A 23316-nucleotide genomic window follows, 5' to 3' on the forward strand; every position below is an offset into this window, starting at 1 on the left:
CACCCCTCCTCGTACGCCTGTTGGGAGCGCAATGACGCACCTCCATAGCAAGCGCTTGTTGGAACTCGGTCCCGGCAGGGTCCTGGCCACCGTCGTCAGTCTGCTGGCCGCCCTCGTGCTGGGGGCGGCCGGGGAGGCCGACGCCGCGGGCACCGGACCCGCGCCGGTGGCCGCCTCCCGCTGGACCGACCAGCCGCACGGCTTCGCCTCCCTCGCCGGCGGCACCACCGGCGGGGCGGGCGGCAAGGTCGTCACCGTCACCGACCAGGCCTCGCTGATGACGTACGCGGCGGCCGAGGAGCCGTACGTCATCCGGGTGTCGGGGTCGATAGCCGTCGAGCCCTTCGGCTCGGACGTCGTCGTCGCCTCGAACAAGACGATCATCGGCGTCGGCGACACCGGCGAGATCGTCCACGGCGAGCTGCACCTCAACCCCGGTACCAGCAACGTCATCATCCGCAACCTGACGATCCGGGACTCCTACGTCGAGGGCGACTGGGACGGCAAGACCACCGACTTCGACGCCATCCAGATGGACACCGCCGACCACGTCTGGATCGACCACAACCGCTTCACGCACATGGGCGACGGGCTGCTCGACATCCGCAAGGACAGCCGGTACGTCACCGTCTCCTACAACCAGTTCACCCACCACAACAAGGCGTTCGGGATCGGCTGGACCACCAACGCCCTCACCGAGATCACGATCGACCACAACTGGTTCACCGGCACCAAGCAGCGCAATCCGTCGGCGGACAACTGCGCCTACGCCCACCTCTACAACAACTACCTGTCGGCCCAGGTCGCCGACGGCGACCCGACGTGGACGTACGGGAACTGGGCGCGTGGCCGGACCAGGATGGTCATCGAGAACAGCTACTACGACGGCGTCCAGCACCCCTACCAGGCCGACGCCACGGCCGAGTTGGTGCAGCGCGGCTCGATCCTCAGGCACACCGGAGGACGAACCGACGCCTGGGGCACGGCCTTCGACCCCCGGGAGTTCTACGCCTACCGGCTGGACCCGGCCGCCGCCGTCCCGGCGCTGGTCAAGCGGCTCTCCGGACCGCAGCGGCGGATCGGGGTGACCCTGCACGTCCCGGCCGCCTACCCGACCGTGCAGGCCGCCGTGGACGCCGTGCCGGACGGCAACAGCGTGCCCGTGACGATCGCCGTTGCACCGGGCACGTACCGCGCCAAGGTTTTCGTCCCCGCGACCAAGCCGAACATCGTGCTGCAGGGGACTGGACACGATCGGTCCGACACCGTCATCGTCTACGACACGCCCGCCGAGTACGGCGGTTCGACCGGCAGCGCCACCGTGCGGATCGCCGCGAACGACGTCACGGCGCGGCACCTCACCTTCAGCAACGACTTCGACGAGGCCGCGGTCGAGCTGAAGGGCGAGCAGGCGCTCGCGATGAAGACGACCGGCGACCGGATCGTCTTCGAGGACACCGCCTTCCTGGGCAACCAGGACACCCTGATGACCGACAGCCCCAAGCTGACCACCCTCAGCCGGGTCTATGTCCGCGACTCGTACATCGAGGGCGACGTCGACTTCGTCTACGGCCGGGCGACGACCGTGATCGAGCGGTCGGTCATCAAGGCGCTGAGCCGGGGTTCGGCGACCAACAACGGCTACATCACGGCCGCCTCGACGTGGACCGGGAACCCGTACGGCTTCCTGATCACCCGCTCGAGGATCGTGAGCGACGCCCCGGCCGGGAGCTTCCACCTCGGCCGGCCCTGGCACCCGGGCGGGGAGCCGGAGGCGGTCGCCCAGGTCCTGATCCGCGACACCGAGCTGCCCGCCGCGATCAAGGCCTCCCCGTGGACCGACATGAGCGGCTTCTCGTGGAGGGACGCCCGCTTCACCGAGTACCGCAACTACGGCCCCGGTGCCCAAGTCACTGCGGACCGGCCGCAGATGAGCGCCGCGGACGCCCGCTCCCACACCGTCGCCGACTACCTCCAGGGCACGGACGGCTGGGCGCCGTACGCCCGCACCTGACCCCCACAACTTCATATCCCGTGTGTGATCCAGAAGAGAGAGCCGACCAATGAAGATCAGCATCCGCAGAAGCAGGCGCGCCGCCGTGGCCGTCGCCCTGGGCTCCGTCCTCGCGCTGACCGCCACCGCCTGCGGTGACGACGGCAGCGGCAGCGCGGACAAGGGCGACGAGGGCAGCGGCAAGGGCAAGATCGTCTTCTGGGACAACAACGGCGGTGTCCGCACCGACATCTGGAAGGAGATCATCGCCGACTTCGAGAAGGCGAACCCGGACATCAAGGTCGAGTACGTCGGCATCGCCGCCACCGACTACCAGTCCAAGGTCGACACCGCCATCCAGGCCGACAGCCTCCCCGACGTCGGTGGCGTCGGCGCGGCGATGCTCGCCTCCTTCTCCGCGCAGGGCGCCCTGGAGCCGCTGGACAGCCGGCTCGCCAAGTCCTCCCTGAACGGCAAGCTCAACGAGGACATGGTGGAGTCGCTGACCGCCGCGGGCGGTGGCGACGGACGGCTGTACTCGGTGCCGACCTCCGCGAACAACGGTGTGCTGTACTACCGCACCGACCTGTTCAAGAAGGCCGGCCTGGACGAGCCGAGCACCTGGGAGAAGTTCTACGAGGCGGCGGACAAGCTCACCGACGCCCAGAAGAACGAGTTCGGTTACACGATCCGCGGCGGTGCCGGTTCCATCGCGCAGGCGCTGGACGCGATGTACGGGCAGTCCGGGATCACGTCGTTCTGGAACGGCGACAAGACCACGGTCAACGACCCGAAGAACGTCGACGCGCTGGAGAAGTACGCCGCGCTCTACAAGAAGGTCACGCCGTCCGCCGACCTCAACAACGACTTCACCAAGATGGTCGCGCAGTGGGACTCCGGCACCATCGGCATGCTGAACCACAACCTGGGCTCCTACCAGGACCACGTGAAGGCGCTGGGCGTGGAGAAGTTCCGGGGCATCCCGCAGCCGACGGGCCCCGACGGCAAGCGGGTCCAGGTCTCCAACCCGGTGGACGGCGTCGGCCTGTTCAAGAGCTCCAAGAACAAGGACGCCGCCTGGAAGTTCATCGAGTTCGCCGTCTCGCACGCGGAGAACTCGAAGTTCAACGAGTCCGCCGGGCAGGTGCCCGCGAACAACGAGGCCGCGCAGGACGCGTGGATCTCCAAGGCCGAGCCCACCAAGCTGGCCGCGGCGGCACTGAGCGACGGCTCCACGACCATCGTCCAGCTGCCCTACTACCTGCCTGACTGGGGCACCATCTCGAAGGCCGACAACGAGCCGAACTTCCAGAAGGTGCTGCTCGGGAAGATGAGCGCGAAGGACTTCCTGGACACGCTGGCCGAGCAGCTGAACGAGGCGCAGGCCGAGTGGAAGTCGCAGAACGGCTGAGCACTCGGGTGCATCGGGTGGTGGGGAACTGCGGGTCCGTCGGGGCCGGTCACGCAGTTCCCCGCGCCCCCGGGTCCGTCAACGAAAGGCTTTGCTGTGTCCCTTACCCGCAGACAGCTCACCTCGGCGGCCCTCGCCGCCGTCCCACTCACCTTCGCGGCCACCGGCACCGCCTCCGCCGGCACCCGCCGCCCCCGCACCCTCTACATCGCCGGTGACTCCACCGCCGCCCAGAAGTACGCCGACGCCGCTCCCGAGACCGGGTGGGGCATGGCACTGCCGTTCTTTCTCCACAAGGACCGACCCGTCGCCAACCACGCGGTGAACGGGCGGAGTTCGAAGAGCTTCGTCGACGAGGGCCGCCTCGACGTCATCCTCGGTGCGATCAGACCCGGCGACTTCCTCCTCGTCCAGTTCGGGCACAACGACGAGAAGGTCGCCGATCCGACCCGCTACACCGAGCCCTGGACCACGTACCAGGAGCACCTGCGCCTCTACATCGACGGCGCCCGCGCCCGGGGTGCCCGGCCGGTGCTCGCGACCTCCGTGGAGCGCAGGAAGTTCGACGCGAGCGGCAACGCCCTGCCGACCCACGGCGACTACCCGGCGGCGATGAGGGCGCTCGCCGAGGAGGAGCGGGTCGCGCTGCTCGACATCCAGGCGCTGTCCCTCGCCCTGTGGCAGAAGCTCGGGGTGGAGGAGACGAAGACCTACTTCAACTGGACGGCGACCGAGCAGGACAACACGCACTTCAACCCGCCGGGCGCGATCGCCGTGGCGCGGCTCGTCGCCCGGGAACTGCTGCGGACACGGGTGCTGCGCCCGCAGGACGTACGACGGATCGACGAGGTGATCCCCGCCTCGTGGATCACCTGGCCCGAGGCCACGACCGCTTAGACACCCCCTGGATTCGGAAGAGAGCCGCACCATGAGCACACAGAAATGGCATGGGCATGACATAGCGACGAGGGTGGCGCGTGCCGCCGTCGTCGTCGGCTGCACCGGGCTCGTCCTGGCCGTGACCGGCCCCGGCGCCCAGGCGGGCGGCCGGGACGTCGCCCGGCAGACGCTTCCGGCGAACGACGGCTGGGCCTCGTACGGGACGGGGACCACCGGCGGTGCCGACGCCGACGCCGCGCACGTCCACACCGTCAGCACCTGGGCCCAGTTCAAGGCCGCCCTCGCCGCCGGAGGTGACGCACCGAAGATCATCAAGGTCAGGGGGACCATCGACGCCGTCTCCGAGGGCTGCGACGCCTTCGCCGCCCCCGGGTACGACTTCGACGCCTACCTCGCCAAGTACGCGCCGGAGACCTGGGGGCTCGACACCGACCTCAGCGCCGAGCCCGACGACAGCCCCGAGGGCCTGCGCCGCGCCTCCGCCGCCAACCAGGACCAGGCCATCAAGGCGAGCATCCCCTCCAACACCACGATCATCGGCATCGGCAGGAACGCCGGCATCAAGGGCGCCAGCCTCCAGATCAAGGCCGTCGACAACGTCATCATCCGCAACCTCGCCTTCGAGAGCCCCATCGACTGCTTCCCGCAGTGGGACCCGACCGACGGCGCCAAGGGCAACTGGAACTCCGAGTACGACACCGCCGTCGTCTACGGCTCCACCCATGTGTGGATGGACCACAACACCTTCACCGACGGCAGCCACCCCGACAGTGCCGCGCCGACCTACTTCGGCATGCTCTACCAGCAGCACGACGGCGAGCTGGACATCGTGCGCGGCTCGAACTACGTCACCGCCTCCTGGAACGTCTTCACCGAGCACGACAAGACGATCCTGATCGGCAACAGCGACAGCGAGTCCACGGCGGCGGGGGACCGGGGCAAGCTCAAGGTCACCTTCCACCACAACCTGTTCTCGAACCTCGTCGAGCGCGCCCCGCGCGTCCGCTTCGGGCAGGTCGACTCCTACAACAACCACTTCGTGGCGAACGGCGACTACTCCTACAGCTTCGGCATCGGCAAGGAGTCCCAACTGGTCGCCGAGCACAACGCGTTCACGCTGCCGGAGGGGATCAGCGCGGCCAAGGTGCTCAAGCGGTGGAACGTGTCGCCGGTGACCGCCGCCGACAACACCGTCAACGGCAAGGTCACCGACCTGATCGCCGTCCACAACGCCGAGATCCCCGCCGAGACCCTGCCGTCCGGCGCCGGCTGGACCCCGACCCTGCGCACCAAGGTCGACCCGGTGCGGGCGGTCCCGGCGATCGTCGACCACCGCGCGGGCGCCGGCCGCATCTGCTGACACCGCTCCCGAACGGCCGGGGCGGACCACACCCTGGGTGCGCCTCCCGAACGGCCGGGGCGGACCGACCGCACTCTGGGTGCGCCCCCCGAACGGCCGGGGCGACCGCATCCGTACTGCGCTCCCGAACGGCCGGGGCGACCGCACCCGGAGTGCGCCCCGCCCCGGCCCTCACCCCCCACGGCGAGGAAGTCCCCCGAGCACACCGCTGAAGAGCCGCACCTCCAAGGAGCATCACCATGCCCTCGCCCCACCCCCGACTCCCCCTGTCCCGCAGGGGATTCCTCATCGCGGGCACCGGCGCCGCCGCCGCGCTCGGACTGGCCGCCGCGCCCGCCTCGGCCGGGAACCGGCGCCCCTTCGGCCGGTTCGGGTCACCGGCCGCCCGCCTCACCCCGACCACCCTCTACGTCGACACCCGGGGCCGCGGCGACTTCACCAGCGTCCAGGCGGCCGTGAGCACGGTCACCGGCGCCGGGTACACGCTCGTGATCGCGCCGGGCGAGTACCGCGAGACGGTCGCCGTCCCCGCCATGGCCACCGAGCTGACCTGGATCGGCGCGAGCGAGGACCCCCGTGACGTCGTCGTCGTGTACGACAACGCGGCCGGCACCCCCAAGCCCGACGGCTCCGGCACCTACGGCACCACCGGCTCGGCCACCACCCTGATCCGCCCCGACGGCTTCACCGCCCGATGGATCACCTTCGCCAACGACTGGTTGCGCGCCGACCACCCCGGCGTGTCCGGCACCCAGGCCGTCGCCGTCAAGGTTCTCGGCGACCGCTCCGCGTTCCACCACTGCCGCTTCCTCGGCCACCAGGACACCCTGTACGCGGACTCCTCCGCACTGACCGTCTTCGCCCGCCAGTACTTCGCGCACTGCTACGTCGTGGGCGACGTCGACTTCGTCTTCGGCCGAGGCACCGCCGTGTTCGAGCACTGCCACTTCCGCACCCTGACCCGCACCGACCTGTCCTCCGCCCCGTACGGGTTCGTCTTCGCCCCCTCCACGGCCGGCGCCAACCCGCTTGGCTACCTCGTGACGAGAAGCCGCATCAGCAGCGAGGCCCCCGACAGCTATTACAAGCTGGCCCGTCCCTGGGTGCCCAGCTCCGACCCCACCGCCAGGCCGAGCCTCGTCGTCCGTCAGACGCACCTCGGCGCGGGCATCGACGCGGTCGCCCCCTACGCGAACATGTCCGACTCCTTCCCGTGGCAGAACCAGCGCTTCGCCGAGTACCGCAACACCGGCCCCGGCGCCCGGATCACCGTCCCGGAGAACCGTCCCCAACTCACCAGCGCCGAGGTCGAGTCGGCGACGCCCGCCGCCTACCTCGGTGACTGGAAGCCGTGGCGGGAGGGGTGCTGAGATGCGCAGACGCACCCTGCTGACCGGCATCGCCGGGGGCGTCCTCGCCACCGGCGCCACCCCGGCCCTCGCGAGCGGCGCCCGCCGCGTCCTGCACGTCCGCCCCGGCGGCTCCGTCCAGGCCGCGGTGGACGCGGTGACCGGGCCCGGCTGGACGATCGTCGTGCACCCGGGGACCTATCGCGAGGTCGTGAACGTCCCCGCCCAGGCAGCGGAGTTGACCCTGCGCGGCGCCTCCCGCGACCCGCGCGACGCGGTCCTCGTGTACGACAACGCGAACGGCACGAAGAAGCCCGACGGGACCACCTACGGCACCGCGGGCTCCGCCACCTTCACCTCGGCCGCCCCCGGTCTCACCGTCCGCGACCTGACGATCGCCAACGACTGGCTGCGCGCCGACCACCCCGACATCACCGGCACCCAGGCGGTCGCCGCGTACACCTACGGCGACCGCACCCACTTCGACAACGTCCGGCTCCTCGCCCACCAGGACACCCTCTTCGTCGAGACGACCGCGCTCACCTCCTTCGACCGGCAGTACTTCCACCGCTGCCACATCGAGGGCGACGTCGACTTCGTCTTCGGCCGGGCCACCGCCGTCTTCGAGGACTGCCACTTCCACACCCTCCAGCGGGACGTCGGCTTCACCCCGAAGGGCATGGTCTTCGCCCCGTCCACCGCCCGCGCCAACCCCCACGGCATCCTCGCCGTCCGCTGCCGCATCACCTCCGGCGCCGAGGACGCGGCGTACAAGCTGGCGCGGCCGTGGGTCCCGTCGTACGAGACGACCGCCTGGCCGTCCCTCGTCGTGCGGGACACCCGGATCGGGCCCGGCATCGACCCGATGACGCCGTACACGAACATGCGCGAGCAGTACCCCTGGCAGACCATGCGCTTTCGGGAGTACCGCAACTGCGGTCCGGGCGCGGTGATCCCAGTCCCGGAGAACCGGCCCCGACTGAGCGCCGAGGAGGCCGGATCGCACACCAAGGCGACCTACCTCGGCGACTGGCGCCCCCGTGCGTAGGGCGGCCGCCACCCTGGCCTGCGCGGGCCTTGGCTGGACGCCGCGGGCCACCGCGGCCGAACACGGCCCGGTCGGCCGGGCGTCCCCGCTCATCGGCTCCGGCGACGGCCGCGGCGAGCGCAACGTCTGTGGCCACGACCCGAGTCGAGGCCTCACCGTCCACGGCGGCGAGCACGTCCACGACACCGGATCCTGGGCCGACGGCCGCCCGGCCCGACCGGGCGAGGTGGCGGCCGGTCTCGGACTGGGCGACGACGTCGGCTGGGACCCGGCCGACCTCCACGAGCACCGGCCGTTCAGGTCCACCGCGGCGGTGGAGCGTCACGTCCTGACCCACGCCGGCGCGGGGAGGCCGTATGGCCGGCCCTGACAGCCTGTACCCGGCGCTGAGGAAGGAGCTCGACTTCCCGCTCGCCTGGGGCACCTCACCCATCCGTGACTTCCCCGCCTGGCGCATGGCGGCCCGGAGCAAGGTCGAGGACCACCTTCTGGTGGACCGGGAGGACCGGACGCCGTACGCGCCCGAGTACAGCGACACCGCCCAAGCCGATGGCTACACGCGGGAGTTGGTCACCCTCTCCCTCACCCGGTACGAGCGGGTGCGCGGCGTCCTCCTCACCCCGCACGGCCACGGGCCCTTCCCCGCGGTCCTGCTGCTCCACGACCACGGGGCCGAGTTCGGCATCGGCAAGGAGAAGCTCGTACGCCCCTGGTACGACGACACCCGCCTCGCACCCGCCCAGGCGTGGGCCGACCGGTGCTACGACGGCCGGTTCGTGGGCGACGAACTGGCCCGGCGCGGTCATGTCGTGCTGTGCCTGGACGCCCCCGGCTGGGGCGATCGCGGACCGATCACCTACGAGCAACAGCAGGCGTTGGCAGGCACCTTCTACCAGCTCGGTGCCTCGCTCGCCGGGCTCATGGCCCGCGAGGACGCCCGCGCCGCCGGGTTCCTCGCCGGCCTCCCGCGTGTGGACCCCCGCCGGATCGCGGCCCTCGGGTTCTCCATGGGCGCCTTCCGCGCCTGGCAGACCGCCGCGCTGACCGACGCCGTCTCCGCCACCGCCGCCGTCTGCTGGATGACCGGCCTCAAGGACATGATGGTGCCCGGCAACAACGCGCTGCGCGGGCAGTCCGCTTACTACATGCTCCACCCCGGGCTCGCCCGGTTCCTCGACTTCCCCGACGTGGCGAGCATCGCCGCCCCCAGGCCGATGCTGTTCTTCGACGGCGGGCTCGACCCGCTGTTCACCGCCGAAGGTGTCCGGGCCGCACACGACAAGCTGCGCGCCGTCTGGCACTCCCGTCACGCCGAGGAGCGGTTGTCCTTGAGGACCTGGCCCGAGTTCGGCCATGTCTTCGCCGACCGCATGCAGGACGAGGTCTTCCGCTGGCTCGACAGCGTCCTGTGACCCTCCCCCCACCCGCGAGAAAGGACCGCACTCCATGTCTCGTCGTACCGCTCTGATCGCGGCGACGGCCCTGGCCCTCGGCTCGGGCATCGCCGTCCTCCCCGGCCAGGCCCAGGCCGCGACCGTCGTCGTCAGCAACTCCACCGACCTGTCGGCCGCCCTCAAGAACGCCACCGCAGGGACCGTCATCCAGGTCCGCGGCGGCACCTACTACCCGACGGCCACCCTCCAGTCCACGGCCAACGGCACCTCGTCCTCGCCGATCCAGCTCACCGCGTACGGCTCCGAGACCGTGAAGATCGACGGCTCGAAGCTGCCGGACGGCGACTGGATCTTCAAGCTGACCGCGGACTACTGGAACGTCTCGAACATCACCTTCCAGAACTCCCCGGACAGCGCGGTCGTCTGCCAGTCCTGCACCGGCACGGTCTGGAACAACATCAGGACCATCAACGGCGGCGACTCCGGCTTCACGCTCACCGGCGACGGGACCGTCAACAACACGGTCAGGAACATCGACTCCTACGGCCACTACGACGCCGCGAACCACGGCGAGAACGCCGACGGCATCGCCGTGAAGTTCGGCTCCGGCACCGGCAACCTGATCACCGGCGCCCGCCTCTACAACAACGCGGATGACGGTCTGGACTTCTGGTCCTTCTCCTCACCCGTCACCGTCGAGCACACCTGGGCCATGGGCAACGGCGTCAACCGCTGGTCCGACTCGGCCTTCGCGGGCGACGGCAACGGCTACAAGCTGGGCGGCGACGGCGAGGTCGTCGCGCACGTCGTCAACAACTCGGCGGCCTGGGGCAACGCCGGCAACGGCTTCACCGAGAACTCCAACAAAGGCGCCATCGTCATCAACCGCACCACCGCCTACGCCAACAGCAAGTGGGGCTACTACTTCGCCACCGGCGCCGCCAAGCTCGGCAAGAACCTCGCCGTGAGCAACAGCGGCGGCTCCGTCAGCAAGGGCTCCTCGGTCACCTCCTCCGGCAACAACTGGGACTCCGGTGTCTCGACGCCGGCCTTCCGCTCCACGGACGCCTCGACGACGTACAACGCCCGCGGCTCCAGCGGCACCCTGCCGGCCACGACCTTCCTCACCACGGGCTCGACGACCATCGGCGCCACGATGAACTGACCTTCCGGGGTGCTTGACCCGTTTTTTGCCCGGCGGGTCTCGCGCCCACCCGGGTGACGCGCGTAGAACGTCTGTCATGCATAAGCCACTGCGTATCGCGGCGATCGCCGCAGCGTGTGCCGTCGCCGGTGCCGGTCTCTACGGCGCCGGCGCGGCCACGGCCGGCCAGTCCACCGCGAACAGCACCCACGAGCCGTACAACATCGGGCTCCTGGTCAAGGACATCGACACCTACTACGGCACGACGCTGGACGCGAACGGCGTCTACCAGGCGTCGGCCGACAGCCAGTACGCCAAGGACCTCGCGGCCATCGACAAGGCCGCCAGGAAGCAGATCGACAAGGCCGCGAAGAAGGCCTCGAAGAAGAAGGGCGACAAGCCCGCGGTCGTCTTCGACATCGACGACACGCTGCTGCTCAGCCTCGACTACGAGAAGAAGACCAACTACACCTACAACGCCGCCACCTGGGCCGACTACGTGAACCGGGCCGACCGCCCGGCCGTCTTCGGCAGCCCCGAGCTGGTCCGGTACGCCGAGTCCAGGGGCGTCGAGGTCTTCTACAACTCCGGTCTCTCCGAGGCGCAGCGCTCCGCCGCCGTCGAGAACCTGAAGAGGATCGGCGCCGATGTGAACCTCGACGCCGACCACGTGTTCCTCAAGGACAAGGCGAACCCGCCGGCCTACCTCAGCTCCTGCGCGACCCCGGGCACCTGGACCTGCACCACCGTGCAGTACAAGTCCGGTACCCGCAGGCACATCGAGCAGGACCTCGGGTACGACATCGTCGCCAACCTCGGCGACCAGTACTCGGACCTCGAGGGCGGGTACGCCGACCGGACGTACAAGCTCCCGAACCCGACGTACTACGTCAGCTGAGCCTGTTCACCGGCGCACGGGCCTGATCCCCTCCAGGGTCGGCACCACCGGCAGGATCGATCCGTCGGCCGCGAACCTCATGCGGTCGACGGTCGTCTCGCGGTGCATGCCGTCCCCGCCCGCCTTGCCCGGCCCGTTCAGCGCGAACCGGTGGTAGACGATGTACCAGTCGTCCGTGCCGGGGGCCCGCACCACGGAGTGGTGACCGGTGGCGAGGATGCCGTACTCGGGACGCTTGGACAGGATCGTCCCCTTCTTGGTCCACGGGCCGAGCGGGGACGGTCCCGTCGCGTAGGCGACGTGGTAGTTCTCGCTGCGGGTGTCGTCCTCGGACCACATGAAGTAGTAGGTGCCCTCGCGCTTGACCACGAAGGACCCCTCGCGGAAGTCGTCCGGGGTGATGTCCGCGATCCTCGCCGGGTCGTACGAGGTCATGTCGTCGTTCAACGGCACGACGTACCCGTGCCCGTTGCCCCAGTACAGATACGACGTCCCGTCGTCGTCCGTGAAGACGGCCGGGTCGATCATCTGGCCCTTGAGCGCCCCGCCCTTGGCCACCAGCGGCTTGCCCAGCGCGTCCTCGAAGGGGCCGGCGGGGGAGTCGGCCACCGCGACGCCGATCTGCTGCTCGGCGCAGAAGTAGAAGTAGTACCTGCCGTCCCGCTCGGCGATGGCCGGTGCCCAGGCGTACGTGTCCGCCCAGGCGACGTCCGGACCGAGGTCCAGGATCACCCCGTGGTCCTTCCAGTGGACGAGGTCCTTCGACGAGTACGCCTTGAACCGCGTCCCGCCCCAGCCCTGGAACCCGTCGGTGGTCGGGTAGATCCAGTACTCGCCGTTCAGGAAGTGCACGTCCGGGTCGGCGTTGAGCCCTGGCAGGACGGGACTTCCGGTCGGTACCGCCTCGACCGTCCAGGTGCGCCTCGTACCGTCGGCGGCCGTGACGGTGTACGTCTGCGGCGTGCGGAAGTCGCGTCGGGTACCGGACCTCGGGCTCACCGAGGCGCCCTCACCGACCCGCACCCGAGGGGCGAGCCGCTTGAGGTCCGTGCCCGGCCGCATCGGCAGCACGACCTTCGAGGCGGCCTCCGTGACGACGGCGTACCCCTTCTGGTCCTTCGCGGTGACGTCCACGACCGAGGCGGGGGTCGCCGGGTAGGCCGCGAGCAGCCGGTCGTACTCGGCCTGCGTCACCGGAAGTACCGTGCCGTGCCGGGGACTTGCCGGGAGCTGGTAGTTCGCGGACGGTGTCCACCTGCCCGAGTCCAGGTCGGTGGTCTCGAAGGGCACGTAGCCGCGACCGCCGTACTCGTCGATGAACAGGTACCACTTCTCCTCGGTGTTGGACTTGAACACCGTCGGACCCTCGCCGCGGTCCATCGCGCCGCTGCCGACGCAGTCCGCCACGACGTCGTAGTCGGTCGCGGTCAGGGACGTCGACTTCTCCGCGGTGATGAACTTCGAGCAGGGGCTGGAGGAGCTGGGGTCCCGCTCGTCCTTGGTGTAGCGGTAGTAGGTGCCCCGGTGCTTCACCACCGTCGAGTCGATGACCGAGTAGCCGGGGTCGTGCCAGACCTTCGGCTCGCTGAAGGTGCGGAAGTCCTTCGTGGTGGCGTACAGCATCTTGTTGTACGTCGAGCCCGTGTGGCCGGGGTCGTCGTCGGCGTACAGCTTCGACGCCCAGAAGACGACGAACTCGCCCAGGGAGTCGTCCCAGTAGGCCTCCGGCGCCCAGGTGTTGCCGGCGTTGTCGGGAGCGACCCGCGCCAGGCGCTGGTCGGTCCAGTGGACCAGGTCGGTGGACTCCCAGACCATGATCGACTTGCTGCCGTGCCGCTGGACCTGGTCCCAACTGCCGCTGCTGCTCCGGTACATGCGCAGGTCGGTGGCGATCATGTAGAACCTGTCGCCCTCGGGGGAACGGATCACGAACGGGTCGCGCAGCCCCTTCTCCCCGATGGTGGAGCTGAGGACCGGCTTGCCCTGGTTCAGCTCACGCCAGTGCAGCGGGTCGTTGCCGCGGCTGAGGGCATAGCGGATCTGCTCGCCGTCCGCGGTGCCCTCGCCGGTGAAGTAGGCGAAGAGATAACCGGCGTACTGGGGCTTGTGCACGGGTGGCGCTCCGGGGTTCGCGGTACTGGGCGGGGCCGACAGCAGGCCGAGGAGGAGGGCCAGGAGGGGTATCAGGAGCGTGCGGACGGTGCGGGGGCGCATGACACATCCTGTGTGAGTGTGGGGGGTTGTGTTCGATCGGAGTGTCATCGGTGCGGCGAGACGCGTCAATCGGTGCGCGGGGGAAACGGCGGGATCGAAACTTTCGCCCCTCTTCGGGGCCCGGCAACCTTTGTCCGCGTCGGCGGCGACCTGGTGTCAGAAACGGGCCGGGGCGGCCCCTCCGGCCCGTTTCACCCTCATCGCCTAGGAAAGGAACGCCCCGTGCGTCAGAGCACCGGACGCCACCGCAGGACCCGCACGCTCTCCATCGCCGCCGCAGTGGCCGTCGCCTCGGGGGCGGGCGGCGTCTACCTCGGACTGTCGAACGACGGCGCCCGGGCCGCGTCCGCCACGGTGACCGTGACGAACGCCGCGGAGCTCCAGTCGGCGGTGAAGAACGCGGCGGCCGGTACCACCATCCAGCTGCGCGCCGGCACCTACTATCCGACGGCCACCCTCAAGTCGACGGCGAACGGCACGAGTTCGGCGCGCATCACGCTCACGGCGTACGGCAGCGAGAAGGTGCGGATCGACGGCTCCAAGCTGCCCGACGGCTCCTGGCTGGCCGGGATCCACGGCGACCACTGGACCGTGCAGAACCTCACCTTCCAGAACTCCCCGGCCCAGGGCTTGGTCGTGACCTCGTCCGTGGGGGGTGTCTTCAGGAACCTCGTCACCGCGAACAACGGCGACTCCGGGTTCACCCTGCGCGGCGACGGCACCACCGGCAACCTGGTGCAGAACCTGGACAGCCACGGCAACTACGACCCGGCCGGCCACGGGCAGAACGCCGACGGGATCGCCGTCAAGTTCGGCTCCGGCACCGGCAACCGGATCACCGGCGCCCGCCTGTACAACAACTCGGATGACGGGCTCGACCTGTGGCAGTTCTCCTCACCGGTCACCATCGAGCACTCCTGGGCCTTCGGCAACGGCAAGAACCGCTGGAACGACTCCGCCTTCGAGGGCAACGGCAACGGCTACAAGCTGGGCGGCGGGGGCGTCACCGTCGCGCACCTGGTGAACCACAACGCGGCCTGGGACAACACGCTCCACGGGTTCACCGAGAACTCCAACCGGGGCGCGATCGTCCTGAACCGCAACACGTCCTACTCCAACGCCGAGGCGGGCTTCTACTTCGCCACCGGCAAGGCCCGCCTCGCCCGGAACCTCGCGGTGGGCGACAAGGGCGGGCGGTCCAAACTGGGGCCGTCGACGGTCTCGGCCGCCAACAACTGGGACAGCGGCGTCGCCACGCCCGCCTTCAGGTCGAAGGACGCGACGACGGCGTACGGCCCCCGGAAGGCGGACGGCTCGCTTCCGGCCACGACCTTCCTCACGACCGGCTCCACCGCCATCGGCTCGGCGATGAACTGAACCCCCGGAACAAGAGCCGCCCCGCAGGTCGTCACCTGCGGGGCGTTCTTGTCGCCGGCCCGAGGGGGGCTCCAGCCGGCGGCTGCTGACCGAGGGGGGCTCGAGTCAGCAGGTCTGTGCGGTCCAGGTCTTCGTCCGTCGCTCACTACTAGGGACGTCGAAGGTGGCCGAAAGGTTGTTCCCCACCCGCGAACTCGTGTGACGAGAACGGCGGTTGGGGCGCGCGGGACCCGTCAGGAGCGAAGGCCCTCCCTCGTGCGCGAGGTCGGAGGCGGTGCACCCGATCGCCGCCCCTGTGACGCCGAGGGCCGAGGCACCGGCGATCTCCGCCCGGCGCCGGGTGACCCGGCGGCGGTGGTGGACGCCCTGTTCGGCTCGTGCGGTCATGCCCGTTCCTTGCGTGGGAGAAGTACCTTGCGTCTCCTGGTCGCCACGGGAGGGGAAAAGGTTGCCGCCCATCCAGAAGTTTTTTCACCAGTCCCGGCGGACGGTTCGGGCCAGTCCCCGGCGGAGGGTTCTACGAGTCCCCTCCGGAGGGTTCTACGAGTCCCCGCCGGAGGAGGCGTCGTCGTCGGAATGGGCCGCGAAGTCTCCCTGCACCGCGAGCCGTTCGCCGCCCGCCGTACCGGTCGCCGAGTAGCTGTCGTCGGCCGCGTCCCGGCCGCCGCGCTCATGGTCGTACTGCCCCGCGAACACCCACTCGCCCTTGGGGGCCTTGCGGCCCTCCTTGAGGGTCCAGGTGTAGACGACGAAGCCGTCCCTCTCCTCGGTGGTCAGCGTGAAGTCGTCCTCCGGCAGCGAACGCCAGGCGCCGGCCGGGCGCACCCCGCCGGTCTGCGCGATCCGCAACTGCACGGTGAGGGCGGTCAGTTCCTCGGAGGTCTTCAGGGTGATATTGCTCTGCGCCCAGAAGTCGTTGCTGTGCGGGTCGACCGAGCCGTCCGACCAGAGCGGTCCGTCCTCCTCGTCGACGGCGGTGACGGGGGGCTGGGCGGTGGGGGTCGCCGAGGGGCGCTGCGACGAGGGCGTGGCGCTGGGTTCCCTCGTCTCCGGGGTCTCGCCCGGTGACGGGTCGGCCGGCTCGATCGGCGCCCGGCTCGTCGCGTCCGGCGAGGGCTCGGGCGTCGCCGTGGTCGCCACGGTCTGCTGCGGGGCGTCGTCCTTCACGGCCGAGGCGACCGCGTAGCCGCCGATGCCGAGCACGCACGCGACCGCCGCCGTGGCGCCGGCCACCCGCACCCAGCCGAACACCGGCGGGCGGGTGGCCCGGTGGTCGGGGCGCCTCTCCTCGGCCATGCCGCGCTCGATCCGGGCCAGGATGCGCGCGCGGTCCGGTTCGTGCTGTCCGGCCGCCTCGTGCAGTCGGGCGCGCAGCTCGTCGTGCACGTCCTGCTGCCTCATCGGGTCCGTCCTCCGCTCTCGCCGCCGCGCGCCATGGCCGCCGCCATCCTCTGGGGAACGCCCTGGGAGCCGAGCAACCGCTGGAGTTCGGCCATCCCCTTGGACGTCTGGGACTTAACCGTACCCACGGAAACACCGAGGGCCAGAGCGGTGTCCTTCTCCGACAGGTCGAACGCGTGCCGCAGCACCACGCACGCGCGCTTGCGGAACGGCAGCCTGCGCAACGCGTCCTGGACGTCGACGACCCCCGCGATGTCCGGGTTCTCGACCTTCTCCTCGCGCTGCGACCAGAACAGGGCGATCCGCCGGCGCTCCCGGACCGCGCTGCGGATCCGGGTGCGGGCCATGTTGGCGACGACGCCACGGGCGTACGCGGCCGGATGGTCGGCCGCGCGCACCCGGTCCCAGCGGTTCCACAGTGCGAGCAGCGCGTCCGCCGCGAGATCGTCGGCGGCGTCCGACTCACCGGTCAGCAGATACGCCAGCCGGGACAGTTCGGCGTAGTGCCGCTCGAAGAAGGCATGGAACTCCACGGAGGCTGCGTCGTCGACGACCGTGCCCACGGGCGAAACCTCCCTGTGCCTGTCATGTGAATGACATGTGATCATCCGGAGGCGGCCGGATGAGATCCGGAAGCGTAGCAGTGATCAACCAAGTGGTTCGTACGGGGCTTCGAACACAGTCTGATCCCCCGACCCCGATTCCGTAACACGGGGAAAACCTGAAGCGCGTTCAACACAGGAACAATCCAGCCAGCATCCGCACACTGATCCATCAGGCACCGAGGAGCGTCACCATGCCCGCGACCGAGAAGACGGAAGACCGGCCAGGCACCGCGCCACCCGTCACGAACAGCGTCGACCGGTTCTTCCGGATCTCCGAACGAGGCTCCACCTTCGCCCGGGAGATACGCGGCGGCCTCGCCACGTTCTTCACGATGGCCTACATCCTTGTCCTGAACCCCATCATCCTGGGCAGCGCCAAGGACAAGTTCGGCGACACCCTCGACCCCGTCCAACTCACCACCGCCACCGCCCTGGTGGCCGCGGTGATGACGATCATCATGGGGGTCGGCGGCAACCTCCCGCTCGCGCTCGCCGCCGGACTCGGCCTGAACGCGGTGGTCGCCTTCCAGATCGCCCCGTTGATGAGCTGGGACGACGCGATGGGTCTGGTGGTCCTCGAAGGACTGCTGATCTGCGTGCTGGTGGTGACCGGGCTGCGCGAGGCCGTCATGCACGCCATCCCGCAGCCGCTCAAGCAGGCGATCAGCGTCGGCATCGGCCTGTTCATCGCCTTCATCGGCTTCGTCGACGCCGGCTTCGTCAGCCGCATCCCGGACGCCGCGAACACCACCGTACCGGTACAACTCGGCGGTACCGGCACCCTCTCCGGGTGGCCGATTCTCGTCTTCTGTCTCGGCGTGCTGCTGACCATCGGACTGCTCGCCCGCAAGGTCAAGGGCGCCATCCTGATCAGCATCGTGACCATGACGGTCCTCGCGATGATCATCAACTCGGCGGCCGACATCAAGAGCTGGGGTCTGACCACGCCCGCCTGGCCCGACAAGGTCGTCGACACCCCGGACTTCGGACTGCTCGGCCAGTTCAGCCTCTTCGGCGCGTTCAGCGCGTCCGACGTCGGTGTCATCACCGTCGTCCTGCTGATCTTCACGCTGATCCTGTCCGACTTCTTCGACACCATGGGCACGGTCGTCGGCATCAGCGCCGAGGCCGGGCTGCTCGACGAGGAGGGCAAGGTCCCGAACCTCGGCCGGGTGCTGCTCATCGACGGTGCCGCGGCGGTCGCGGGCGGCGCGGCGTCGGCGTCCTCCGCCACCTCGTACATCGAGTCGGCGGCGGGGGTCGGCGAGGGCTCGCGCACCGGCTTCTCGAACCTGGTCACCGGCGGGCTCTTCGGCCTCGCCCTTTTCCTGACCCCGTTGCTCACCATCGTCCCGCTCCAGGCGGCCGCGCCCGCGCTGGTCGCCGTCGGCTTCCTGATGATGACCCAGGTCAAGCACATCGACTGGGACAGGTACGAGATCGCCATCCCGGCGTTCCTCACCATCGCGGTGATGCCGTTCACGTACTCGATCACCAACGGGATCGGGGCCGGGTTCGTCGCGTACGTCGTCATCAAGACGGTGCTCGGGAAGGCGAAGGAGATCCACTGGCTGCTGTGGGGGACCTCGGCGCTGTTCCTGGTGTACTTCGCGATCGACCCGATCGAGCAGCTCCTCGGCGCGAAGTGAGGTGAGGGGTGGCTCCCGGACCGGAGCCACCCCCCGACGCTCACTTCTTCAGGGCCGCCTCCATCATCGCCTTCGCGACCGGCGCCGCCAGCCCGTTGCCGCTGACCTCGGAGCGGGCCGCGTCCGACTGCTCCACCAGGACCGCGACGGCGACCTCCTTGCCGTCGGCCTTGGCGTAGGAGGTGAACCAGGCGTACGGCGACTTGCTGTTGTTCTCGCCGCGCTGGGCGGTACCCGTCTTGCCGCCGACAGTCGCCCCGTCGATCCGCGCGTTGGTACCGGTGCCGTCCTGGACGACCGTCTGCATCGCCGACTGGAGCTGCTCGGCGGTCTTGGAGCTGACCACCTCGGTCGTGGACGTCTCGTCGTCGTAGTTCTCCAGGACATCGCCACCGCTGTCGGTGATCTGAGCCACCATGTGCGGGGAGACCAGCTTGCCGCCGTTGGCGATGGCCGCCGACACCATGGCCATCTGGAGCGGGGTCGCGGTGACGTCGAACTGGCCGATACCGGTCTGGGCCGTCGAGGAGTCGTCCATGCCCGAGGGGTAGACGCTGGTGTACGCCCGCACGGGCACGTCCTGCGACGCGTCGTTGAAGCCGAACTTCTCCGCCATCGCCCGCAGCTTGTCCTGGCCGAGGTCGAACGCCATCTTCGCGAACACGTTGTTGCAGGAGTACCGGAGCGCGGTGCGGATCGAGGCGTTCTCGCACGGCGCCGACCTGTTCTCGTTCTCCAGCACGGTGACCGTGCCCGGCAGTGTGTACGGGTCCGGGCTGTCGGTGTTCTCGTCCACCGACGAGTACAGCCCGTCCTCCAGCGCGGCCGCCGCCACGACCAGTTTGAACGTCGAACCGGGCGCCACCGGCTGCCGCAGCGCGCGGTTGACCAGCGGCTTGTCGGCGTCCTTGGTGAGCTTCCGCCACGCCGTACCGGCCGTGTTGGCGTCGGTCAGCGAGGACGGGTCGTACGACGGCGTCGAGGCGACCGCCAGGATCCTGCCGGTCCCCGGGTCGATCGCGACGGCCGCGCCCAGCTTGTCGCCGAGCGCCTCGTAGGCGGCCTTCTGGACGGCGGGGTCGATCGTCGTCACCACGTTGCCCGGCTCGGCGCGCTGGTTGGTGACCGTGTCCATCACGGACTTCAGCCGGCTGTCGGTGCCGTTGAGCAGGTCGGCGTAGATGCCCTCGAGCTGGGTCGGCGCGTACGCCTGCGAGGCGTAACCCGTCACCGCGGCGTACAGCTCGCCGTGCTTGTAGGTGCGCTTGTACCTGAGGTCGCTGCCCTTCGTCTGCGCGGAACCGGTGATCGACTCACCGGCCACGATGATGTTCCCCAGCGGCGACGAGTACGTCTCGATCGCGTTCCGCCGGTTGTCGCTGTCGTCCGCGAGCGCCTGGCCGTCGTAGAACTGCACCCAGGTCGCCCGCAGCAGCAGAGCGAACACCAGGAGCAGCGTGAAGACCGAAGCGCGCCTGATCGTCTTGTTCATCCCACCGAGGTAGACGAGCGGGACGAAGGCAATCGTTCCCCGCGCCCCGGCATTCTCATGGGACGTTCATGGAGCGGCGTCAGCCCTCCAGCGTCAGCACGACCTCGTCGATCTCCTCGCCGCGGGCGCCCGCGTACCCGCGCGCGTGGGCCGTCACCCGGAACCCGCACTTCTCCAGCACCCGCCGCGAACCGGCGTTGTCCGCCGCCGCCCGGGCGTACAGCGGGCGCTCCGGCACCAGGTCCAGCAGCCCGCGCAGGGCGGCCGTGGCGATGCCGCGCCCCCAGTACGCGCGGTCGATCCAGTACGTCACCTCGCGCTCGCCCGGGTCCCCGTACACCGCGGCGGTGCCGACCACGTCCCCGTCGGCCAGCACGGTCCGGGTCAGGGCGTCGGAGGCCCGGATCCGCTTCCAGTGGGCCTCGAAGGCGTCCCAGTCGGCCGGATCCCGGGCGACGAAGGCCGCCATGCGCGCGGCCTCCGGGTCGTTCGTCTGCCGGAAGAACACCGGCAGATCGCTGTCGTGGACCTCGCGGAGTACGACGTTCATGGGCTCAGAGCCTACGGGTCGCCAGGGTCAGCCGGTCCCGTGCGTCGAACAGCGCGTCCTTCACCATCTGCTCGTGCGCGGGCGTGAGCCGCGCCACCGGCACCGAGCAGCTGATCGCGTCCCGCGCGGGGGTGCGGTAGGGGATCGCCACACCGAAGCAGCGCAGGCCCAGCGTGTTCTCCTCGCGGTCCACGGCGAAGCCCTGCTCCCGCACCAGGTGCAGCTCCTCGATGAGCTTTTCCCGGTCGGTGATCGTGTTCTCGGTCAGCGCGGGCAGCGTCTCCGGGAGCATCTTGCGGACCTGCTCGTCGCTGTAGGTGCTCAGCAGCGCCTTGCCGAGGGAGGTGGAGTGGGCCGGGAGGCGGCGGCCGACCCGGGTGAAGGGGCGCAGGTAGTGCTGGGACTGCCGGGTGGCGAGGTAGACGACGTTGGTGCCGTCCAGGCGGGCGAGGTGGATGGTCTCGGTGGTGTCGTCCGAGAGCCGGTCCAGCGTCGGCCGGGCGGCCGCGACCACCTCGTCGCCGTCGATGTACGAGGTGCCCACCAACAGCGCCCGCACCCCGATGCCGTAGCGCGTGCCCGTGGCGTCCGTCTCCACCCAGCCCAGCTCCACCAGGGTGCGCAACAACATGTAGAGGCTGGACTTGGGATAGCCGACGGCCTCCTGGACCGCCGCGAGGGAGTGCATGCCGGGGCGTCCGGCGAAGTACTCGAGCAGTTCAACCGTCCGTACCGCGGACTTGACCTGCGCCCCGCCGCCCGTCTCGCCTGCCGACATCGCCCTTGACCCCTTCGTTGGACGGGAAATAGTCTCCAACAGCATATTCATCATCAGAGACAGCGTTCAGTATATCGAACAGCCCTGGTGAATGACCAAGAAAAACTGTGTGGAGGGACCCGCGGTGGCAGCAGCACCAGTCTGGAGTGTCGACCCCCGAACCGGGAAGCCGCGTGAGCAGGTTGCGGTGGAGGCTACCGCCCAGGAGGTGGACGCCACCGTCCGGGCGGCCCATGACGCCCGCGGCTCGCTCGCCGACCGCACGGTCCGCGCCGCGTTCCTGCGCACCGCCGCCGACAAGCTGACGGCGGCCAAGGACCAGCTCGTGGAGGCCGCCGACGCGGAGACCGCGCTCGGCCCGGTCCGGCTCACCGGAGAACTCGCCCGCACCTGCTACCAGCTGCGGGCCTTCGCCGACATCGTCGACGAGGGCGCCTTCCTCGACGTCGTCATCAACCACCCCGACGACACCGCGACCCCGCCGATCCCGGACCTGCGCCGCTACAAGGTGCCGCTCGGTGTCGTCGCCGTCTACTCGGCCTCGAACTTCCCCTTCGCCTTCTCCGTCGCCGGTGGCGACACCGCGAGCGCGCTGGGCGCCGGCTGCCCCGTCGTCGTCAAGGCGCACCCCGACCACCCGGGCCTGTCCGAGCTGGTCGCGGCCGTCCTGCGGCGGGCCGCCGCCGAGCACGGCATCCCTGACGGCGTCATCGGCCTCGTCCACGGCTTCGAGGCGGGCATCGAGCTGATCAAGCACCCGCTGGTCGCCGCGGCGGGCTTCACCGGCTCCATCCGCGGTGGCCGCGCCCTCTTCGACGCGGCGGCCGCCCGCCCGGTCCCGATCCCCTTCCACGGCGAGCTGGGCTCCCTGAACCCCGTCGTCGTCACCGAGGCCGCCGCCGCCGAACGCGCCGAGGCCATCGGTACGGGGCTCGCGGGCTCCATGACGCTGGGCGTCGGCCAGTTCTGCGTGAAGCCGGGCCTGGTGCTGGTGCCCTCCGGCGAGGCGGGCGACGGACTGGTGAAGTCCCTGACCGACGCCGTCAGCGACACCGACGCGGGCGTCCTCCTCGACCACCGCATGCGGGACAACTTCATCGCCGGGGTCGCCGAGCGCGCCAAGCTGGCCGACGTGGAGACCCCGGTCACGCCGGGCTCGGGCGGCGAACACACGGTGAGCGCGGGCTTCCTCACCGTGCCGGCGCAGAAGCTGGCCGCGGAGGGCGAGCACGACCTGCTCCTCGAGGAGTGCTTCGGCCCGGTGACGGTCGTGGCGCGCTACGACGACGACGCGCAGGCCCGCGCGGTGCTCTCCCGGCTGCCGGGCAACCTCACCGCGACGGTGCACCTGTCCACCGAGGAGACCGAGGGCAAGGGACGCGGTACGGAGATCCTCGCGGAGCTGACGCCGCTGGCGGGCCGTGTGCTCGTCAATGGGTGGCCCACGGGGGTCGCCGTGGCGGCGGCCCAGCATCACGGCGGTCCGTACCCGGCCACGACGTCGACGTCCACGTCGGTCGGTGGTACCGCCATCGAGCGGTGGATGCGGCCGGTGGTGTATCAGACGACGCCTGAGGCACTGCTGCCGGCGGAGCTGCGGGACGACAACCCGCTGGGGCTGCCCCGTCGGTTCAACGGACAGCTGGAGCGATAGCGCCGCAGGGGTGCGGGAGTTCCGCGGGCGCGGCGCCCCTCGTGGCGTGCCGTGCCCGCGCGGCGGAGCCGCAGATCGACGCGGCCCCGCGCCCCTGAG

At 70.0% G+C, this 23316-nt stretch carries 19 protein-coding genes; 13 read left to right on the forward strand and 6 right to left on the reverse strand.

Features of this window, described 5'->3' with window-relative positions; genetic code table 11:
- Window positions 1-31: 31 nt before the first annotated feature.
- The 10 genes from ACH41F_RS38365 (at window position 32) to ACH41F_RS38410 (ending at window position 11497) form a co-directional block, all read left to right on the forward strand.
- Complete coding sequence (locus ACH41F_RS38365; RefSeq protein WP_398839601.1) at window positions 32-2014, forward strand: pectinesterase family protein; 1983 nt, start codon at window positions 32-34, stop codon at window positions 2012-2014.
- A 49-nt stretch (window positions 2015-2063) separates the two neighbouring features.
- Window positions 2064-3404, forward strand: a complete 1341-nt coding sequence (locus ACH41F_RS38370; protein ID WP_391230373.1) for an extracellular solute-binding protein — start codon at window positions 2064-2066, stop codon at window positions 3402-3404.
- A gap of 96 nt (window positions 3405-3500) precedes the next feature.
- On the forward strand, window positions 3501-4301 hold the full coding sequence (locus ACH41F_RS38375; protein WP_398839602.1) for a rhamnogalacturonan acetylesterase: 801 nt from the start codon (window positions 3501-3503) through the stop codon (window positions 4299-4301).
- A 31-nt stretch (window positions 4302-4332) separates the two neighbouring features.
- Window positions 4333-5664, forward strand: coding sequence for a polysaccharide lyase family 1 protein (locus ACH41F_RS38380; RefSeq protein WP_391230376.1), 1332 nt, complete (start codon window positions 4333-4335; stop codon window positions 5662-5664).
- Between the two features lie 239 nt (window positions 5665-5903).
- Window positions 5904-7034: a pectinesterase family protein gene (locus tag ACH41F_RS38385; RefSeq protein WP_398839603.1), complete on the forward strand. Its 1131-nt coding sequence runs from the start codon at window positions 5904-5906 to the stop codon at window positions 7032-7034.
- Between the two features lies 1 nt (window position 7035).
- Entirely contained in the window at window positions 7036-8061 is a 1026-nt protein-coding gene (locus tag ACH41F_RS38390; protein WP_398839604.1) for a pectinesterase family protein, read from the forward strand.
- Window positions 8054-8431, forward strand: a complete 378-nt coding sequence (locus ACH41F_RS38395; RefSeq protein ID WP_398839605.1) for a hypothetical protein — start codon at window positions 8054-8056, stop codon at window positions 8429-8431. The genes ACH41F_RS38390 and ACH41F_RS38395 overlap by 8 nt, the downstream gene beginning before the upstream one ends.
- Window positions 8418-9473 carry an alpha/beta hydrolase family protein gene (locus tag ACH41F_RS38400; RefSeq protein WP_391230381.1) on the forward strand — a complete coding sequence of 352 codons (1056 nt, stop codon included), beginning with the start codon at window positions 8418-8420 and terminating at the stop codon, window positions 9471-9473. The genes ACH41F_RS38395 and ACH41F_RS38400 overlap by 14 nt, the downstream gene beginning before the upstream one ends.
- 34 nt (window positions 9474-9507) lie before the next feature.
- The gene (locus ACH41F_RS38405) at window positions 9508-10620 is read left to right on the forward strand and encodes a chondroitinase-B domain-containing protein (RefSeq protein ID WP_391230382.1); all 1113 of its coding nucleotides are present in this window, start codon (window positions 9508-9510) and stop codon (window positions 10618-10620) included.
- A 76-nt stretch (window positions 10621-10696) separates the two neighbouring features.
- Window positions 10697-11497: an HAD family acid phosphatase gene (locus ACH41F_RS38410; protein WP_391230383.1), complete on the forward strand. Its 801-nt coding sequence runs from the start codon at window positions 10697-10699 to the stop codon at window positions 11495-11497.
- Between the two features lie 6 nt (window positions 11498-11503).
- Here ACH41F_RS38410 and ACH41F_RS38415 read toward each other — a convergent pair whose 3' ends face one another.
- Complete coding sequence (locus ACH41F_RS38415) at window positions 11504-13711, reverse strand: family 43 glycosylhydrolase (protein WP_398839606.1); 2208 nt, start codon at window positions 13709-13711, stop codon at window positions 11504-11506.
- A gap of 222 nt (window positions 13712-13933) precedes the next feature.
- Here ACH41F_RS38415 and ACH41F_RS38420 point away from each other — a divergent pair, with 222 nt between their 5' ends.
- The gene (locus ACH41F_RS38420) at window positions 13934-15088 is read left to right on the forward strand and encodes a right-handed parallel beta-helix repeat-containing protein (protein ID WP_398839607.1); all 1155 of its coding nucleotides are present in this window, start codon (window positions 13934-13936) and stop codon (window positions 15086-15088) included.
- Between the two features lie 540 nt (window positions 15089-15628).
- On the opposite strand, the gene ACH41F_RS38425 is transcribed toward ACH41F_RS38420, so the two are convergent.
- Together ACH41F_RS38425 and ACH41F_RS38430 are read right to left on the reverse strand one after the other, a co-directional pair.
- The gene (locus ACH41F_RS38425; RefSeq protein ID WP_398839608.1) at window positions 15629-16489 is read right to left on the reverse strand and encodes a hypothetical protein; all 861 of its coding nucleotides are present in this window, start codon (window positions 16487-16489) and stop codon (window positions 15629-15631) included.
- Window positions 16486-17052 carry a SigE family RNA polymerase sigma factor gene (locus ACH41F_RS38430; RefSeq protein ID WP_398839609.1) on the reverse strand — a complete coding sequence of 189 codons (567 nt, stop codon included), beginning with the start codon at window positions 17050-17052 and terminating at the stop codon, window positions 16486-16488. The genes ACH41F_RS38425 and ACH41F_RS38430 overlap by 4 nt, the downstream gene beginning before the upstream one ends.
- A 233-nt stretch (window positions 17053-17285) precedes the next feature.
- On the opposite strand from ACH41F_RS38430, the gene ACH41F_RS38435 reads away from it, so the two are divergent.
- A complete protein-coding gene (locus ACH41F_RS38435) occupies window positions 17286-18743 on the forward strand; it encodes a solute carrier family 23 protein (RefSeq protein WP_391230391.1) in 1458 nt (485 codons plus the stop codon).
- Window positions 18744-18783: 40 nt separating this feature from the next.
- On the opposite strand, the gene ACH41F_RS38440 is transcribed toward ACH41F_RS38435, so the two are convergent.
- The 3 genes from ACH41F_RS38440 to ACH41F_RS38450 all read right to left on the reverse strand — a co-directional run bounded on the left by ACH41F_RS38440 (window position 18784) and on the right by ACH41F_RS38450 (window position 21563).
- Entirely contained in the window at window positions 18784-20235 is a 1452-nt protein-coding gene (locus tag ACH41F_RS38440; RefSeq protein WP_391230392.1) for a penicillin-binding transpeptidase domain-containing protein, read from the reverse strand.
- Between the two features lie 79 nt (window positions 20236-20314).
- Window positions 20315-20785: a GNAT family N-acetyltransferase gene (locus ACH41F_RS38445; RefSeq protein ID WP_391230393.1), complete on the reverse strand. Its 471-nt coding sequence runs from the start codon at window positions 20783-20785 to the stop codon at window positions 20315-20317.
- Window positions 20786-20789: 4 nt separating this feature from the next.
- Entirely contained in the window at window positions 20790-21563 is a 774-nt protein-coding gene (locus tag ACH41F_RS38450) for an IclR family transcriptional regulator (protein ID WP_190161842.1), read from the reverse strand.
- A gap of 124 nt (window positions 21564-21687) precedes the next feature.
- Here ACH41F_RS38450 and ACH41F_RS38455 point away from each other — a divergent pair, with 124 nt between their 5' ends.
- Entirely contained in the window at window positions 21688-23217 is a 1530-nt protein-coding gene (locus ACH41F_RS38455) for an aldehyde dehydrogenase family protein (protein WP_391230395.1), read from the forward strand.
- Window positions 23218-23316: the final 99 nt, after the last annotated feature.

This window comes from Streptomyces sp. NPDC020489, from assembly GCF_044386545.1.
Classification (GTDB): Bacteria; Actinomycetota; Actinomycetes; order Streptomycetales; family Streptomycetaceae; genus Streptomyces.

Excerpts from the sequence above, each read along its gene's own strand:
- ACH41F_RS38365 (WP_398839601.1), top strand. The coding sequence starts at position 32 with ATGACGCACCTCCATAGCAAGCGCTTGTTGGAACTCGGTCCCGGCAGG.
- ACH41F_RS38370 (WP_391230373.1), top strand. The coding sequence starts at position 2,064 with ATGAAGATCAGCATCCGCAGAAGCAGGCGCGCCGCCGTGGCCGTCGCC.
- ACH41F_RS38380 (WP_391230376.1), top strand. The coding sequence starts at position 4,333 with ATGAGCACACAGAAATGGCATGGGCATGACATAGCGACGAGGGTGGCG.
- ACH41F_RS38385 (WP_398839603.1), top strand. The coding sequence starts at position 5,904 with ATGCCCTCGCCCCACCCCCGACTCCCCCTGTCCCGCAGGGGATTCCTC.
- ACH41F_RS38390 (WP_398839604.1), top strand. The coding sequence starts at position 7,036 with ATGCGCAGACGCACCCTGCTGACCGGCATCGCCGGGGGCGTCCTCGCC.
- ACH41F_RS38400 (WP_391230381.1), top strand. The coding sequence starts at position 8,418 with ATGGCCGGCCCTGACAGCCTGTACCCGGCGCTGAGGAAGGAGCTCGAC.
- ACH41F_RS38405 (WP_391230382.1), top strand. The coding sequence starts at position 9,508 with ATGTCTCGTCGTACCGCTCTGATCGCGGCGACGGCCCTGGCCCTCGGC.
- ACH41F_RS38410 (WP_391230383.1), top strand. The coding sequence starts at position 10,697 with ATGCATAAGCCACTGCGTATCGCGGCGATCGCCGCAGCGTGTGCCGTC.
- ACH41F_RS38415 (WP_398839606.1), bottom strand. The coding sequence starts at position 13,711 with ATGCGCCCCCGCACCGTCCGCACGCTCCTGATACCCCTCCTGGCCCTC.
- ACH41F_RS38425 (WP_398839608.1), bottom strand. The coding sequence starts at position 16,489 with ATGAGGCAGCAGGACGTGCACGACGAGCTGCGCGCCCGACTGCACGAG.
- ACH41F_RS38435 (WP_391230391.1), top strand. The coding sequence starts at position 17,286 with ATGCCCGCGACCGAGAAGACGGAAGACCGGCCAGGCACCGCGCCACCC.
- ACH41F_RS38440 (WP_391230392.1), bottom strand. The coding sequence starts at position 20,235 with ATGAACAAGACGATCAGGCGCGCTTCGGTCTTCACGCTGCTCCTGGTG.
- ACH41F_RS38445 (WP_391230393.1), bottom strand. The coding sequence starts at position 20,785 with ATGAACGTCGTACTCCGCGAGGTCCACGACAGCGATCTGCCGGTGTTC.
- ACH41F_RS38450 (WP_190161842.1), bottom strand. The coding sequence starts at position 21,563 with ATGTCGGCAGGCGAGACGGGCGGCGGGGCGCAGGTCAAGTCCGCGGTA.